The 14,574-nt window shown below is 63.4% G+C and carries 13 protein-coding genes; 1 reads left to right on the top strand and 12 read right to left on the bottom strand.

What is annotated here, in order from left to right:
• Window positions 1–84 precede the first annotated feature (84 nt).
• From ABIB57_RS23435 to ABIB57_RS23390, 10 genes are all read right to left on the bottom strand, one after another.
• On the bottom strand, window positions 85–1,131 hold the full coding sequence (locus ABIB57_RS23435; protein WP_354043663.1) for a LacI family DNA-binding transcriptional regulator: 1,047 nt from the start codon (window positions 1,129–1,131) through the stop codon (window positions 85–87).
• A gap of 17 nt (window positions 1,132–1,148) precedes the next feature.
• Window positions 1,149–1,913 (bottom strand): SDR family NAD(P)-dependent oxidoreductase, encoded by a 765-nt coding sequence (locus ABIB57_RS23430; protein WP_354043662.1) that lies wholly within the window; start codon window positions 1,911–1,913, stop codon window positions 1,149–1,151.
• Window position 1,914: 1 nt separating this feature from the next.
• The gene (gene hisD / locus ABIB57_RS23425) at window positions 1,915–3,243 is read right to left on the bottom strand and encodes a histidinol dehydrogenase (protein ID WP_354043661.1); all 1,329 of its coding nucleotides are present in this window, start codon (window positions 3,241–3,243) and stop codon (window positions 1,915–1,917) included.
• A gap of 51 nt (window positions 3,244–3,294) precedes the next feature.
• On the bottom strand, window positions 3,295–4,872 hold the full coding sequence (locus ABIB57_RS23420; RefSeq protein ID WP_354043660.1) for an amidase: 1,578 nt from the start codon (window positions 4,870–4,872) through the stop codon (window positions 3,295–3,297).
• A gap of 9 nt (window positions 4,873–4,881) precedes the next feature.
• Window positions 4,882–5,943: an ABC transporter ATP-binding protein gene (locus tag ABIB57_RS23415; protein WP_354043659.1), complete on the bottom strand. Its 1,062-nt coding sequence runs from the start codon at window positions 5,941–5,943 to the stop codon at window positions 4,882–4,884.
• A 69-nt stretch (window positions 5,944–6,012) separates the two neighbouring features.
• Window positions 6,013–6,897 carry a carbohydrate ABC transporter permease gene (locus tag ABIB57_RS23410; RefSeq protein ID WP_354043658.1) on the bottom strand — a complete coding sequence of 295 codons (885 nt, stop codon included), beginning with the start codon at window positions 6,895–6,897 and terminating at the stop codon, window positions 6,013–6,015.
• 1 nt (window position 6,898) lies between these two features.
• Window positions 6,899–7,930 (bottom strand): carbohydrate ABC transporter permease, encoded by a 1,032-nt coding sequence (locus ABIB57_RS23405; protein WP_354043657.1) that lies wholly within the window; start codon window positions 7,928–7,930, stop codon window positions 6,899–6,901.
• A gap of 89 nt (window positions 7,931–8,019) precedes the next feature.
• Entirely contained in the window at window positions 8,020–9,258 is a 1,239-nt protein-coding gene (locus tag ABIB57_RS23400) for an ABC transporter substrate-binding protein (RefSeq protein WP_354043656.1), read from the bottom strand.
• Between the two features lie 357 nt (window positions 9,259–9,615).
• Window positions 9,616–11,484 (bottom strand): chloride channel protein, encoded by a 1,869-nt coding sequence (locus ABIB57_RS23395; protein WP_354043655.1) that lies wholly within the window; start codon window positions 11,482–11,484, stop codon window positions 9,616–9,618.
• 36 nt (window positions 11,485–11,520) lie between these two features.
• The gene (locus ABIB57_RS23390) at window positions 11,521–11,643 is read right to left on the bottom strand and encodes a hypothetical protein (protein WP_502914464.1); all 123 of its coding nucleotides are present in this window, start codon (window positions 11,641–11,643) and stop codon (window positions 11,521–11,523) included.
• Between the two features lie 165 nt (window positions 11,644–11,808).
• Between ABIB57_RS23390 and ABIB57_RS23385 the strand changes: the two genes are divergently transcribed.
• Window positions 11,809–13,011, top strand: coding sequence for an MFS transporter (locus ABIB57_RS23385; RefSeq protein WP_354043654.1), 1,203 nt, complete (start codon window positions 11,809–11,811; stop codon window positions 13,009–13,011).
• Window positions 13,012–13,060: 49 nt separating this feature from the next.
• Here the strand turns inward: ABIB57_RS23385 and ABIB57_RS23380 are convergent, their stop codons facing one another.
• Complete coding sequence (locus ABIB57_RS23380; RefSeq protein WP_354043653.1) at window positions 13,061–13,402, bottom strand: DUF3088 domain-containing protein; 342 nt, start codon at window positions 13,400–13,402, stop codon at window positions 13,061–13,063.
• A 111-nt stretch (window positions 13,403–13,513) separates the two neighbouring features.
• A complete protein-coding gene (locus tag ABIB57_RS23375) occupies window positions 13,514–14,446 on the bottom strand; it encodes an ABC transporter substrate-binding protein (RefSeq protein ID WP_502914463.1) in 933 nt (310 codons plus the stop codon).
• Between the last annotated feature and the right edge of the window lie 128 nt (window positions 14,447–14,574).

Here is a 14,574-nt window from a genome sequence, read left to right as displayed (position 1 = left end):
CGAGGCAATGTTGCCGGATTTGAATACGTATGCAAACGGAATTCAAGTAAAATCTGCAAGCATGCTGGATTTCTTGCGGCCGGATCAGGCTGTGTCTTTGGGGCGGTAAAGTTTGCGGCCGTCGATGTCGACGATGCCGGTCCTGGGCAGGCGCGCGGAGGTGCGCACCACCAGTTCACCCGAGAGGATGCGGTGCTCGGCCTCGATGTCGCCGCTGGTGATCTGGTCCATCAGGATATCCACCGTGGCTTCGACCATTTTCTTGAGCGGCTGCGACATCGTGGTAATGCCATAGGAGGTCCAGCGGGCCGGACCGACGTCGTCATAGCCGACGATCGAGAGCTGTTCGGGTACGGCAATGCCGAATTCGTGCCGCGCCACATCCATCACGGCCACTGCCATGTGGTCATTGGCGACGAAGATCGCCTCGGGGCGGTCGGGGCCGGACAGCATGTCGCGCGCTGCGGCTTCAGCGTCAGGGCGGGAGTAATTGCCTTTGCCCAGGGCAATGTCGGTGAAGCCATGGGCTTGCAGTCCCTCGGCAAAGCCGAGGAAGCGATCGCGGTTGGTGGACGAGTTTTCCAGCCCGGCAATGTAGCCGAAGCTCTTGTGCCCGCCCGCCACCAGGAATTCGGCAATCTTGCGGCCGCCATCGCGGTTGCGCGTGGTGACCGAGGACACCGCATCGCGCTGGGTGGTGCGGTTGAACAGCACAACGGGAATGCCGGCGGTGGCACATTCTTCCGAGAGGTCTGAGGAGAGCGAGGTCGAGGCCAGGATGATGCCGTCGACGCGATACTGCATGAGCTGGTCGAAGACCGGATCGCTGTCGCGGTCCATGAAGCCGGTGAACAGCAGCAGGTGATAATCCTCGGCCGCCAGCCGCCGGCCCAGTTCCTCCAGCACATCGGGGTAGAACAGGTTTTCGAGATAAGCCATCACCACGGCGATGATGCGCGAGCGGTTGGTGATCAGCGAACGGGCGATGGCATTGGGCCGATAGCCAAGCTCCTTGGCGGAGGCCAGGACCTTGGCGCGGGTCTTGGAGGAAATGGAGGCGCCGGGCGTAAAGGTGCGCGACACGGCCGATTGGGAAACCCCGGCATGTTCGGCAACCTGGGAGGACGTCACTCCCGGTTTCTTGGCCCCTACTCCGCCGTCCATCCGCCATCTACCAGTAGTGACGCGCCCGTCACCAATTGCGCGGCGTCCGATGCCAGAAAAACAACCGGACCCATGATGTCTTCCACCCGCCCCAACCGTCCCAGCTTGATCTTGGACAGCACCCATTGCCGAAAAGCCGGATCGCTCAAGTTCTTAGCGGTCAATTCGGTTTCGATAAAGGTCGGGCATATCGTATTGACGCGAATATTGTTGGCGCCAAGCTCGATGGCCATGGCTTTGCTGAGGCCTTCGACAGCGAACTTGCTGGCGGCGTAGACGGCGCGGTTCGGGCCGCCTACATGGCCCATCTGCGAGGAGACGTGGATGATCGAGCCGGGCAGGCCCGCCTGGATCAAGCGGCCGACCACCGCCTGCGACACGAACAGCGTGGCGCTCAGATTAAGCGCCATCACTGCCTGATAATCGACTTCGGTGATATCGGCGAAGCTGGAATGGCGGGCACCCCCGGCACTGTTGACGAGGACCTGGAACGGTTCGGCCTCGGCGATGAAGGCGCGAACGGCGGACACATCGGTAATATCGAGCGCCACGCCCTCCGCCGCCATTCCGGCGTCGGCCATCTGGTTGACCACGGTTTCGACATCGGCCGCGGTGCGCGCGGCGACGGTGACATGGGCACCGGCTTCCGCCAAGGCCACGGCGGCGCCCAGGCCAATGCCGCGGGTTCCCCCGGTGACCAAAGCGCGTTTGCCATCGAGGCGAAAACTGGGGGTGCTGGGCAGGCTCATGCTACTCGGCAGCCTCGACGCGCGGGGTGGCGCCGGTACCATAGGGGATGTTGCGGCCACCGTAACGGCGCACGCGCACATTGGCCTGTTCGGCATGGCCGACAAAGCCTTCGAGCATCGAAAGGCGCGAGCCGTATTCGCCGATCATGGCCGAGGCCGCGTCGGTCGTGACGGTCTGCCACGTACAGGTTTTCATGAATTTGCCCACCCACAGGCCACCGGTATAGCGCGCCGCCTTCATCGTGGGGAGGGTGTGATTGGTGCCGATGACCTTATCGCCGAAGGCCACATTGGTGCGGGGTCCGAGGAACAGGGCACCATAATTGGTGAGGTTATCGCGGAACCACATATCGCGGTCGGTCATCACCTGCACATGCTCGGAGGCGATGCGATCGGCCTGTTCGAGCATTTCGTCATAGCTGTCGCAGACGATGACTTCACCGAAATCGGTCCAGGATTTGCGGGCCACATCGCCGGTGGGCAGGATGGTCAGCAGGCGCTCGACTTCGGCCATGGTGTCGCGGGCGAGCTTTTCCGAATTGGTCAGCAGGATTGCGGGCGTGGTGGGGCCATGTTCGGCCTGCCCGAGCAGGTCGGTGGCGCAGATTTCGCCATCGACGGTGTCGTCGGCGATGATCAGCGTTTCGGTCGGGCCGGCGAACAGGTCGATGCCGACGCGACCGTAGAGCTGGCGCTTGGCTTCGGCCACGAAGGCGTTGCCGGGGCCGACCAGCATATCGACCGGCTTGATGGACTGGGTGCCGATGGCCATGGCGCCAATCGCCTGGATGCCGCCCAGCACGTAGATTTCATCGGCGCCGGCCATGGCCTGGGCGGCGACGATCGCCGGGGCGGCCTTGCCATGGAACGGCGGCGCGCAGGTGATGACGCGGCCGCAACCGGCCACCTTGGCGGTGAGCACCGACATGTGCGCCGAGGCCAGCAGCGGGTATTTGCCGCCGGGCACGTAGCAGCCGACCGAGGCGACGGGGACGTGTTTGTGGCCGAGGATGACGCCCGGCAGGGTTTCCACTTCCAGGTCGGTCATGGTCGCCTTTTGCTTTTCGGCAAAATTGCGCACCTGGGTCTGGGCGAAGGCGATATCGGTAAGGTCCTGCTCGGAAAGCTGGTCCATGCAGGCCTGGATTTCGGACTGGCTGAGGCGGAAATCGGGACGGTCCCAACTGTCGAACTTGCGCGACAGATCGCGGACGGCGTCGTCGCCGCGCTTTTCGATATCGCCCAGGATGGTCTCGACGGTGGCGCGCACCTGCCGGTCGGCTTCCGCTTTCGCCTCGGCATCCTTGCCGCGTTTGAGCCAAATGGCCATGTCGTGCTCCTGTGGTGGCGGCGTGGCCGCCGCAGATGTTTGGTGGTGGGGTCAGCCGGGGATGCGCGGCGGCTTGATGTCGGCGTGGCCGGCATGACGCTCGAACGCGTCCCCGATCTGGCAGATCGTGGCTTCGTCGCGATGGCGGCCGACAATCTGCATGCCCATCGGCAGGCCGTCGCTGAGCCCGATGGGCAGCGCCAGCGCCGGATGACCGGTGAGGTTGAAACCAATGGTGCGCATCGGCGTCCAGACGGCAGCCTTGCCGAAGGCGGCGACGGGCAATGCGGTGGTCAGGGTGCACACAGTGACCAGCGCGTCGCAATCGGCGAAGACGTCGTCGTCGAGTTGCTGGCGCAGCACGGAGCCGGCGCGGCGCGCTTCGGCGATGTCGGCAGCGGTCAGTGACACGCCGGCGGCGAGCGTCTGGAAGGTCATGCGGCCGTAGCTTTGCGGCTGCTCGGCGAGCGCCTTGGCGTGCAGCGCGAAGGCTTCGGCATGCAGAATCGCGGCCGCGGCGGCCTCGAAATGCTCATAGGGCGGCAGTTCGACCTCGGTGATGATAGCGCCCAGCAGGGAGAGCTGGGAGACCGCCGCGTCCATGGCCGCGACGACGGCGGGAGCGGCCTGCGCGTCCCTGGCGAAGCAGTTGCGGGCATAGGCGATGCGCAGGCCGGCTATGGACTGGCCCAGATGGGCGGATGCAGCGTCGGGCTGGTTGACGCGGTTGGAAATGACGTCGAGCGTCACGGCTGCGTCGGCGACGGTGGCGCTGATGGGGCCGACATGGTCGAGGCTGGGTGCGAGGCCGAAGACGCCAGTCTTGGGCACGAGGCCAAAGGTTGGCTTGAGGCCCACGGTGCCGCAATAGCTGGAGGGACCACGCAGAGAGCCGCCGGTGTCGGTGCCGAGGGATGTGCGCAGCAGGCCGCCCGCCACAGCGCTGACGCAGCCGGATGACGAGCCGCCAGTGATGTGATCCAGGTTCCAGGGATTGCGCGCCGGTGGATAGAGCGTGTCGAAGGCCGGGCCGACGGTACCGAATTCGTAGGTGGCGAGCTTGCCGATCAGCACGGCGCCGCCTTCCGCAAGGGTGCGAACCACAGCCGCGTCTTCGGCCGGGATGTGGCCTTCATGCTGGCGCGAGCCGGCGGTGGTGGGGATGCCGGCGGTCTGGATCAGGTCCTTGAGGCCGATGGGGATGCCGTGCAGGGGCCCGCGATCCTGCCCGGCCGCCAGTTCGGCGTCGGCACGCGCGGCATCGGCCAGTGCGCGCTCGGCGGTGACGGCATAGAACGCCAGGTATGTGGGATTGCGCAGGGCAACGCGGTGCAGATGGGCCTTGGTGAGGCCCAGCGAAGTCAGGCTGCCATCGCGCAGGCGTCGGCCAGCTTCGATGATCGGAATGTCGGCCCATTCGTCCTGAACCGGCGCTTCGGGCCGGTACTCGGTCGTGCCGACAACGCCCCGAAGCCCGTCGATGCCGGCATGCAGCCAGTTGGCCAGCGCATAAATGCCTTCGACATCCGCGGCCGGCAGGCTGAGCCCGTGCGCCGCGACATCGGCTTGGAAAGCTGGCTTGCCCAGTTCGCTGGGGTTCGACATCGGCTGATCCTGGCGCTTGTTCACGTAAGGCGCCTATGCTCGCACGAAATCGAGCCGGACACCTGTGGTCCGGTCGAACAGATGGCAGATCGAGGGGCTGACATTGATCCTCGCCACATCGCCGATATCGGCGCGATAGTCCTTATTGGTCTTGATCGACACTAGCGCCCCGGCGACACGCACAGCGATCATGGTGGCATCGCCCAACAGCTCGACGGTGTAGATTGGCGCCTCGATCTGGCCGGTCTCATTGGCGAGCGTGGCGTCTTCGGCGCGGAAGCCCAGCGTCACGGGGCCGGATACCAATGTGCTGAGGCCCGCGATCTTCATGTTTTCGGCGGTGAAGACGCCGTTCACGATGTCGCCGTTGACCAGGTTCATCGCCGGCGAACCGATAAAGGCCGCGACGAACGTGTTGGCCGGCCGGTCATAGATTTCCATCGGCGTGCCGACCTGCTGGACCAGCCCCTTGCTCATCACCACCACGCGATCGGCCAGGGTCATGGCCTCGATCTGGTCGTGGGTGACGTAGATGGTGGTGCGCTTGAGCGTATGATGCAGGTTCTTGATCTGGGCGCGGGTCGAAACGCGCAGCTTGGCATCGAGATTGGACAGCGGCTCGTCCATCAGGAAGGCATTGGGTTCGCGCACGATGGCACGGGCGAGCGCGACACGCTGGCGCTGACCACCGGACAGCGCGGCCGGGCGACGCTGCAGGAAATCATCCAGCTCCACCATCCGGGACGCGGCCATGACGCGTTCATGGTGCTGCTCCTGCGGGATCTTGCGAACCTTGAGCGGGAAGCGGATGTTTTCGTAGACGGTCATGTTCGGATAGAGCCCGTAGCTCTGGAACACCATGGAGATGTCGCGATCCTTGGGCTCGAGCTTGTTGACCAGCCGGTCGCCAATCCAGATTTCGCCTTCGGTGATGTCTTCGAGGCCGGCAATCATCCGCATGGTGGTGGTCTTGCCGCAGCCCGAGGGGCCGAGCAGCACGAGGAATTCCTGGTCGGCGATATCGAGGTTGAAATTGTCGACGCCGACGAAATTGTTCCAACGCTTGGAAACGTTCTTGAGGCGGATCTGAGCCATGGGAGAATCCTTTAGTTTGTCGCGCTTGCGAACCGCAAAACCGGAAGGCCACTTTTGCTGCGCACGCGACTAGCCTTTCACTGCGCCGGCGGTCAGCCCGCTGACGATCTGGCGTTGGAAGAAGAGCACGAGGATGAACAGCGGCACGGTGGCCGAGACCACGGCGGCGACGGCGAACATGACCTTGCCCTGCTCCTGCACCGAGCCGAGGAAGCTGGCGATTTTCGGCACCATGGTCTGGTTGTCGGCGCTCAGCAGCATCGAGGTGGTGGCAAAGTCATTGTAGGCGAGCAGGAAGGAGAACAGGCCCGTGGTCACGACGCCCGGCCACATCACCGGAATGATGACCATACGGAAGGCTTGAAAGCGCGTGCAACCATCGACCATGGCGCTTTCGTCCAGATCCTTGGGGATGCTGAGGAAGAACGAGTGCAGCATCCACAGCGTGAACGGCTGGTTGATGGCCACCAGAACGATAATCGAAGTGGGGAGCACGCCCCAGATATTGAGCTGAAAGAAGGGCAGCAGATAGCCCGAAACCAGGGTGATGTGGGGCATGGCGCGGAACACCAGGGCGGCGATCAGGATCCAGAAGGCGTAGCGCTGGCCGGAGCGCGCCAGCGCATAGCCGCCCAGCGTGCCCAAGGTCAGCGAAATCACCGTGACGGACACCGTGACGATGGCCGTATTGCCCACGGCGCGCCAGAATTCTCGGGTGACCCAGGCGCCGTAATAGCCGGCGCCGGTAAAGGCCGAGCCGGTCTGTTTGATCGTATTAGTGCCGAAGATGGCGTTCCACCAGCTCTCGCGCGAGAAGAAGTCGACTTCGACCTTGAACGAGCCCCACACCGTCCAGAGGAACGGAAAGGCGGCAACGATGACCCAGAGCACGATCAGCACGGTGATCAGTGTCTGCAGCCCCAGGGGGCGTTTTTGAGCGAGCGATTCCGACATCTCAGACCACCTTGTGGTTGAATTCGCGCCAGGTGCGCACCAGCACCGGCATCAGCAGCACGATGACGCCCGCGATGGTCAGAACCGAGGTGGCGCCGGCCGAGCCGAACAATTGGGTATCACCCGACAGATCATTGTAGATCAGCCAGCTCAGCGAGGTGGCGTTGGCTTCCGCCGAAAAGCCCACAATGGGCTCGAAGACCCGGAAATTGTCCATCAACTGCACCAGGGCCACGAAGGTCGCCAGGGGTGCCAGATGCGGGATGATGACGTAGCGGATGCGCTCCCAGCGCGAGGCGCCGTCGATCATCGCCGATTCCAGCGTATCGCCCGGCACGGTCTGCAGGCCGGCATAAAACACCACGAAGGAGAACGGCGCATTGGTCCACACGCCATAAAACAGCAGCGACCCCCAGGTCAGCGCCGGGGAGGCGCGCAATGACAGGGTCGGGTCGTTGAAGATGTGCTGGATGGTCGCGCCGATAATGCCCTGCGGATTGATCATCCAGAACAGGATCAGCGAGCCGACCAGCGGCGTGATGATCATCGGCAGCAGCGAGAAAAAGATCGTCGGGCCTTTGACGATCTTGGGCAGCGCATTGACGCCCAGCGCGATGGCAAAGCCCAGGGCCATGGCCAGCGGGGTGACGACGAAACAGAACACCAAGGTAAAGGCCAGGGCCTTGTAGAAGGGCAGGTTGTAGATGCGCGCGACGGCGTCGCCAAAACCCTTGCTGGTGCTGATGATCTGGCCGACTTCGGCGACGGCGAGGTGGCCGCGATTGAGATAGGTGCCAAAGCCGTTGAACTGGCCCAAGGGCTGGGCTTTTTCGAGTGCGGCGGTTGCCGCGGAGTCGACGCGGACTTCCTTGGTGCAGCCGCCGAAGGGTTGGCAGTTTTCCACCTCGACCAGCACGCGGCCATGTTCGACATAGAATGATTGCACCAAAACCGAGACGATCGGCAGGGCGATGAACAGCACCATGGCGATCAGCGAGGGGAGAATGAAGGCAAAGAATGTCTTGTGCGGCATGCATGCCTCCCGTTTTTTGATGCGTATATGGAGCGCGATATCGCCGCGTCGCCCCTCTCCCTTTTGGGGAGAGGGGTTAGGTTGAAAGGCTAGAGGAAGCCGCCTTCCTTGGCGGCGCTGTCGTATGCGGCTTTGACATCCGCCAGGGCCTGGGTGGCGTCTTCCTTGCCGGCGATGAATTCAGCCAGCTCGGTGGAGAGCGCGGTGTGCAGCAGGCCCATATAGGGCTGCATCGGGTAGGCACGGGCGCCGCCATTGGCGGTTGCGATCACGCCAACGGCGGCGGGGCCGGGCGTGTAGCCCTTGACCAGCCAGGTCGCGGCATCGGGGTGGGCGGCGATGACCGCAGGGCTCATGCCATGCATCATGGCCTGGAACGAGGCTTCGGCGTCTTCATCGGAGATATTCTTGGCGATGGTAAAACCATCCCACCACAGGGCCGCGGCCGGAGTGGTGCCGCCCGAAATGGTGGGCGCGGCGGCAAACACGGTGTTGCTGACGATATCGGCCGGAACGGTAGCCGGATCGACGGCAGCGCCGGCCAGCGAGCCCCACTGGTTCATCATGGCCACCTGGCCGGCGTCCCAGACCTTGTTCAGTTCATTGGCGTCATAGGTCAGGTAGTCCGGGTTCATGTAGGCGGTCATCGCCTTCATGACTTCCAGCGTCTTCTGGCCATTGGCATTGTCGATGGCCAGTTCGGCCGAGCCAGGCGCGAAGAAGTCGCCGCCGGTGCCCAGATAGGTGTTGACGAATTCAGCGGCTAGGTCCCAGCCGGGCTTGTCGGAGGCGGCCAGCGGATAGTCCATGATGCCGGCATCCTTGATCGCCTTGGCGGCGACGAGCACGTCTTCGTAGGAGGTCGGGGGGGTGGTAATGCCGGCCTTTTCGAGGATGTCCTTACGGTAGAACAGGTGCTGGGAATTGCCCATGAAGGCAATCGCCATGATCTTGCCGTCGATCTTGATGAGCTGGTTTGGCTGCAAATCTTGGCCATACTTGGCCACCAGATCGTCCAGTGGGCGGATCAGGTCGTCATTGAGCAGGGGCACGATCGAGTTGTTGGCGACCATGGCCACGGTGTATTCGGCCGGGTTGATGGTCAAGGCCGGAACCTGCAGGTTCTTGTGTTCGGCAGTGGCATTGGCGGTGACGGTGACACCAGCGGCGACGCAATCCTGGGTCGCGGTCTCGATGACGCGCAGCGCCTCGAAGTCATTGGACAGAATGCGGACCGAACCCTTGGCAATGCCGCAATCGGCAAAGGCCGCACCGGCCGTCAGCAGCAGAACGCTGAGCGAAACCGTCGTCTTCAACATCATTTTCATCGTTCTCTCCTGATGACGGTCGCGCCGTCCCCTGCCCGGGTTCGACGCGTCGAAACCCGGTTCCTATTCACTCGCGACAGCCCGCCAGCCGGTGGACCGCCCTACGCCCCTCGCAGCAAACCGAAGCCTGGCTGCGCACAGATGCCTTTTTTGCATTCGTATGCAAAATAGCTAACCACACTATCAAGCCGGGTGCAACTCCCACTGCCAAAATTTTGTCACACTTTCTAATATATTGAAATGTATCATGTTTTAGCGGATTTGTCTGACCGCCAAAGCGTGCGGCAATGGCGCCGGCGCTTGGCGGCGCAGAGCTTGCGGCTTGAGCTAAGCCGCTGAGCGATGCCCAGGCGGCTACTATGTCCCCGCCAGGTCTACACGCGCCTTTTCCAATTCCTCGGCGTAGCGACGCATAAGGTGGGCCTCGGTCAGGGTGCCCAGCAATTTCGGATCGGCCAGATTGGTCACGACGACGAGGGCCTCGGCGTTGGATTGCTCGAAAACGCGGGCGGCGTCATTTGCACCCATGGCCGGATGCAGCATGACCTTGGGCAACTTGAACAGGCTGTCGATGGGGGTGCCGTCATCGGAAATGGCCTCCGCATAGGCGTCCGCGACCTCGATCATCCCGGCATAGCGGTCACCGGCGTGTGTGCCGATGACGCGCGTGGCCGAACCCAGCGGATAAAGCCGCCTGAACTCCTTGATCGTCGTTCCCGATGTCACCGATTTCACGTCACGCCGCATCATCTTGCCCACGGTGAGGTTGCGCAGCCAGCCAACGTCATGGGCGCTGCGGATGGTTTCGCCGCGCAGATGGAAGCGCCAGGTGGTGAATGAGTAGCCGAAGGTTTCCCGCACCAGCATCGAGGATGCAACCGCGGCGGCCAGCACCGCGATGGTCAATGGCAGGCTGCCCGAAATTTCCAGTGCCAGGAATGCCATGGTCAACGGTCCGCCGACCACCGCAGCGGCCAGGCCTGCCATGCCGACAAGCATGGGTAGGCTCGGATCGGGGAAGATGTCGGGGCTCACCCATTGCATCAGCGAAAAGAAGACCTGCCCCATCAGCGCGCCGAGAAACAGCGATGCGAAGAACAACCCGCCGCGAAAGCCCGAACCCAGCGATATGGCCGAAGCCATGATCTTGAGCAGAATGATGAACAGCGCCAGCCAGATCGGCATTGGGCTGGAGGCAAAGATGAGTTCCAGCGCTCCATGGCCCGCCGATAGCACCATGGGCGAAATGAGCGCCAACCCGCCCAGTAGCACTCCGCCAATCGCCGGCCGCAGCCAGACCGGCACACGGAGCGCCACGAAAGCCGCCTCGACCCGCCCCACGAGCCTCATGAGCGCAATGCCGAGGCCCCCGGTCACGAGACCGCAGAGCAGGATCAGCAGAACCTGCGGCAAGTTGATAGCCACCGCGTGGCTGACTGTGACAATGGGCTCGCCGTGGCCGAACAGAGCCGTCACCAGCACCGCAGCGATGGAGGCGGCGACGACCGGGGCCAGGGTCGCAATCGAATAGGTGCCGATGATCAGCTCGAAGGCATAGAAAGCCCCCGTCAATGGTGCGCCAAAGGCCGCGGCGATGGCGCCGGCTGCCCCGCACCCCACCAGCCGTCGCAGATCGGCGCGGCGGACGTGAAAAAGATCGCCGAGCTTGGACGCGACGCCGCCCCCCATTTGCGTATAGGCGGCCTCCAGCCCGACCGACGCGCCAAAGCCGTTGGAGATAACCGTCTGCAAAGTGATGATCAGGCTGTCCACCATGGAGAGCTTGCCCCCATGCAGCGCGTTGCCCTCCACAAGATCGACATAGCGCGAGCGCCGATTGCGCAATGCCAGCATGAGAATGCCCAGCACGATCCCACCGATGGCCGGGATCAGCGCCTGATCGGATGGCAATGTCCCCAGCCCGCTCAACCTCTGCTCGGGCGGCAGTTGATAGAGCAGCGTTTGGATCAGATAGGCTGTTTCGTGCAGCGCCGTAACCATCAGCCCAGCCAGCGCGCCGACCAGCCCGCCGAGCAGTGCCAGCCAAGCCTCGCGCCTGCGCACCATGCTGCGCAGGCGCGCGGGAATGCCCACGTCCTGCACATGCACGCGCCACCAGCCCGCGATCCGAGCGATGGCCGATCCGAGCTGCACCAAGGCGGCGTGCATGCTCGCCTTCAGGGGCGGCAAGGAAACGCGACGCTCGCGGTCTTTATCTTCAGTCATGGTCTGGTCCGACCGATCTGGGGCGGCCGGACACCTTCACGCGTCATAGGCCATGCGAAAACCGGTATTGCTGGCCGAGGACTCGGCGGTCAATGCAGAACGGGCGGCGATGCGATAGCAATAGCTGATGTGGCGGCGGAAGGAGCCCCCCTTGAGCACATTTTCCTGTGTGCTGGCCGCAATGTCATTGCGCGCCTAAGCCTGACGCGAAAGCGAGCGGATGCTGGCGGGGGTGGTCGTTTTTGGCATAAGCGATAACGACAGGCGGCGCCTGACATGTTACGAACGGGCCAAGTTGATGCCGTATCGTTTGGACCCTACCAATTGAGCCTCACAGCCAGCGCGCCGGCTAGCCATGCTGCCGGCAAGACCACACTCTCGATCATCGTTGCGGTGAGCGTCTGCCATCTCATCAATGATGTGATGCAATCGATGCTGTCGGCGATCTATCCGTTGCTCAAGACCAATTATCAGCTGGACTATGTGCAGATCGGGCTGTTGACGCTGACCTTCCAGTGCGTGGCGTCGCTGCTGCAACCGGCGATTGGCATGTATACCGACAAGCGTCCGCTGCCCTATTCGCTGCCGGTGGGCATGGCAGCGAGCCTGGTGGGGCTGATCGTTCTTGGCATGGCGCAGACCTATTGGCTGTTGCTGATCGGCGCTGCGTTCGTGGGGCTCGGCTCGGCGATCTTCCATCCTGAATCAAGCCGCGTGGCGCGGCTGGCGTCGGGCGGCCGGCATGGGCTGGCGCAATCGATGTTTCAGGTTGGTGGCAATGCGGGCTCGGCCATCGGGCCGCTACTGGCGGCGTTCATCGTGCTGCCGCGCGGGCAATGGAGCGTCAGCCTGTTTGCGGTGGGCTCACTGGTGGGCATTTTCATTTTGTGGCGCGTTGGCAACTGGTACGCGGAGCACCAGCGGAACAATGCCGGCAAAGCGCCTGCCAGCAAGGCGCTGATCTTCAACCGGCGCACGACCATGATCGCGTTGATCGTGCTCACCATCCTGACGCTGACCAAGAATGCCTATATGGCCAGCCTTTCCAGCTATTACACATTCTTTCTGATCGACAAATTCAATGTCGGCGTGCAGGACGCGCAATTGCTGCTGTTCGTCTATCTCGGCGCCTCGGTGCTTGGCGTGTTCATGGGCGGGCCGATCGGGGACCGCTTCGGGGCGAAGTTCGTGATCTGGTTCTCAATCCTGGGCGTGCTGCCATTCACGCTCGCCCTGCCCTATGCCGACCTGACCTGGACGGTGATCCTCACCATCATCATCGGCCTGATCTTCTCGTCGGCTTTTTCGGCGATCGTCGTGTTCGCGCAGGAATTGATGCCGGGACGGGTCGGGCTGATTGCCGGCATCTTCTTCGGCTTTGCCTTCGGGGCCGGCGGCATTGCGGCGGCCGCCCTGGGGGCAGTCGCCGATTTCACCAGCATCGAGCATGTGTTCTGGCTGTGCTCGTTCCTGCCGCTGGCCGGATTGCTGACCGTGTTCCTGCCGGACATGGGCAAGGTGCGATAGCTTCCTGATCGCGGCCGCCGGCCTTGGTGTCCCGAAGGCGGAGCGCTGGTTAGCTGTGCAGCTTGGGGAAGCCGTGCCGCTCGGACAATAGCTCGAGAATGCGCCGGGTTTCGGAAACGAAGCGGACCTCGCCATGGGCCTTGGCGTCGTCAGGCGCCGTGCCGGCAAGCACCAACAGCGGCAGGCCCTGGTTATCCTCGCCTACCAGATCGATCACCGGCTGGCGCGGCCGCGGGAATGGCAGGCGATGCACGTCGATGCCTTTTGCCAGTTCGGGGAAACTGGCCAGGAATCCCTCGACCTGATTGCAATGCGGACAGATGAAGGCGCCATCGGGGCGCTTGGGATCGGCAAAACCGGGCTGCAGCAGAAAGAGGGTATCGCGGGCCATAAGGAGGACTTTCAGAGTTTGGGGGCGAAATCGTCGGATGCGATGGGCGGTGCTCGGACGCCGGAGCGCGGCCACCTTGCGGCGACCGCGCCATCAGCAGGCCTCGAACGATCAGGTCCGGGGCAGGCCGGGTGGATTGGTGGCCGCGGTATCGATGGACTCGGCCGACAGGTTCCAGCGCTTCAGCGCCTCCCCATAGGTGCCGTCCTTGATCAGGCCGTTGATCGCGGCGGTAATCGCGGCAGCAATGCCGGCGTCCTTGCGGGTGGTCACCGCGATGTCTGCATTGACGGGCCAGCCGCCGCTGAGCGTGCCGACCAGCTTGGTGCCGCCATTGACGGCAGACGCATAGGCCAGGCTGGAATTCGGATTGAATTGGGCATCGGCGCGGCCCGACTGGATGGCCAGTTGCGCGGCGGCGGAGTCGTCATAGTACTGCACTTCGATCGGCGCGAGGCCGGCCGCGACGTTCTGGCGATCCCACTCGAGCAGGATCTTTTCCTGGTTGGTGCCGGCGCCGGTGATGACCTTGAGGCCCGCGATATCCTTGGGCTCCTTGATCTGCGTAATCGGGCTATCGGACTTCACATACCAGCCGAGGACGTCCTTGCGGTAGGTCGAGAAATCCAGCCGCTCCTTGCGTTCTTCGGTCACGGTGACGTTGGAGATGACGGCATCATACTTGCCGGACACCACGCCGAGCGGCCAATCGGCCCAGGCGACGGAGACCAGCTCGACCTTTTTGCCAAGCGCTTCGCCGATCAGCAGTGCGATATCGGGATCGGCGCCGATGATGGTGGTGGAGTCGTCGGCAAAAGCGGCCAGCGGCGGCTCGCCGACAGAGACGGCGACAGTGAGCGTGTCGGGTTTGGCCCACTGGAAATCGGGCGACAGCAGCGCGATCGCCTCGGGATTGGGCTGGGCGTGGACGCGGCCGGCCTGCGCGGGGCTGAGGTCGAATTCCTGGGCATGCAGGGTGGTTCCGGCGAGCATGGCAAGCAGCAGGCCAGCGGCGAAGTATGGCAGTTTGGCTCTATGGGTCATGGTTAGCTCATCTGTTCAAGAGGGCGAGGAGACGCCGGCGCTGCCCTCGTTGGCGCTGGCGGGTAGCTTTTGGGCAAACCGGTGGCGTGCACCGCCCACGAGGGCGGCGGCGGGCCGGAAAGTGGATC

The sequence above is a fragment of the Devosia sp. UYZn731 genome, from assembly GCF_040546795.1.
Classification (GTDB): Bacteria; Pseudomonadota; Alphaproteobacteria; order Rhizobiales; family Devosiaceae; genus Devosia.
This window is presented reverse-complemented; position numbering and strand designations above follow the sequence as displayed.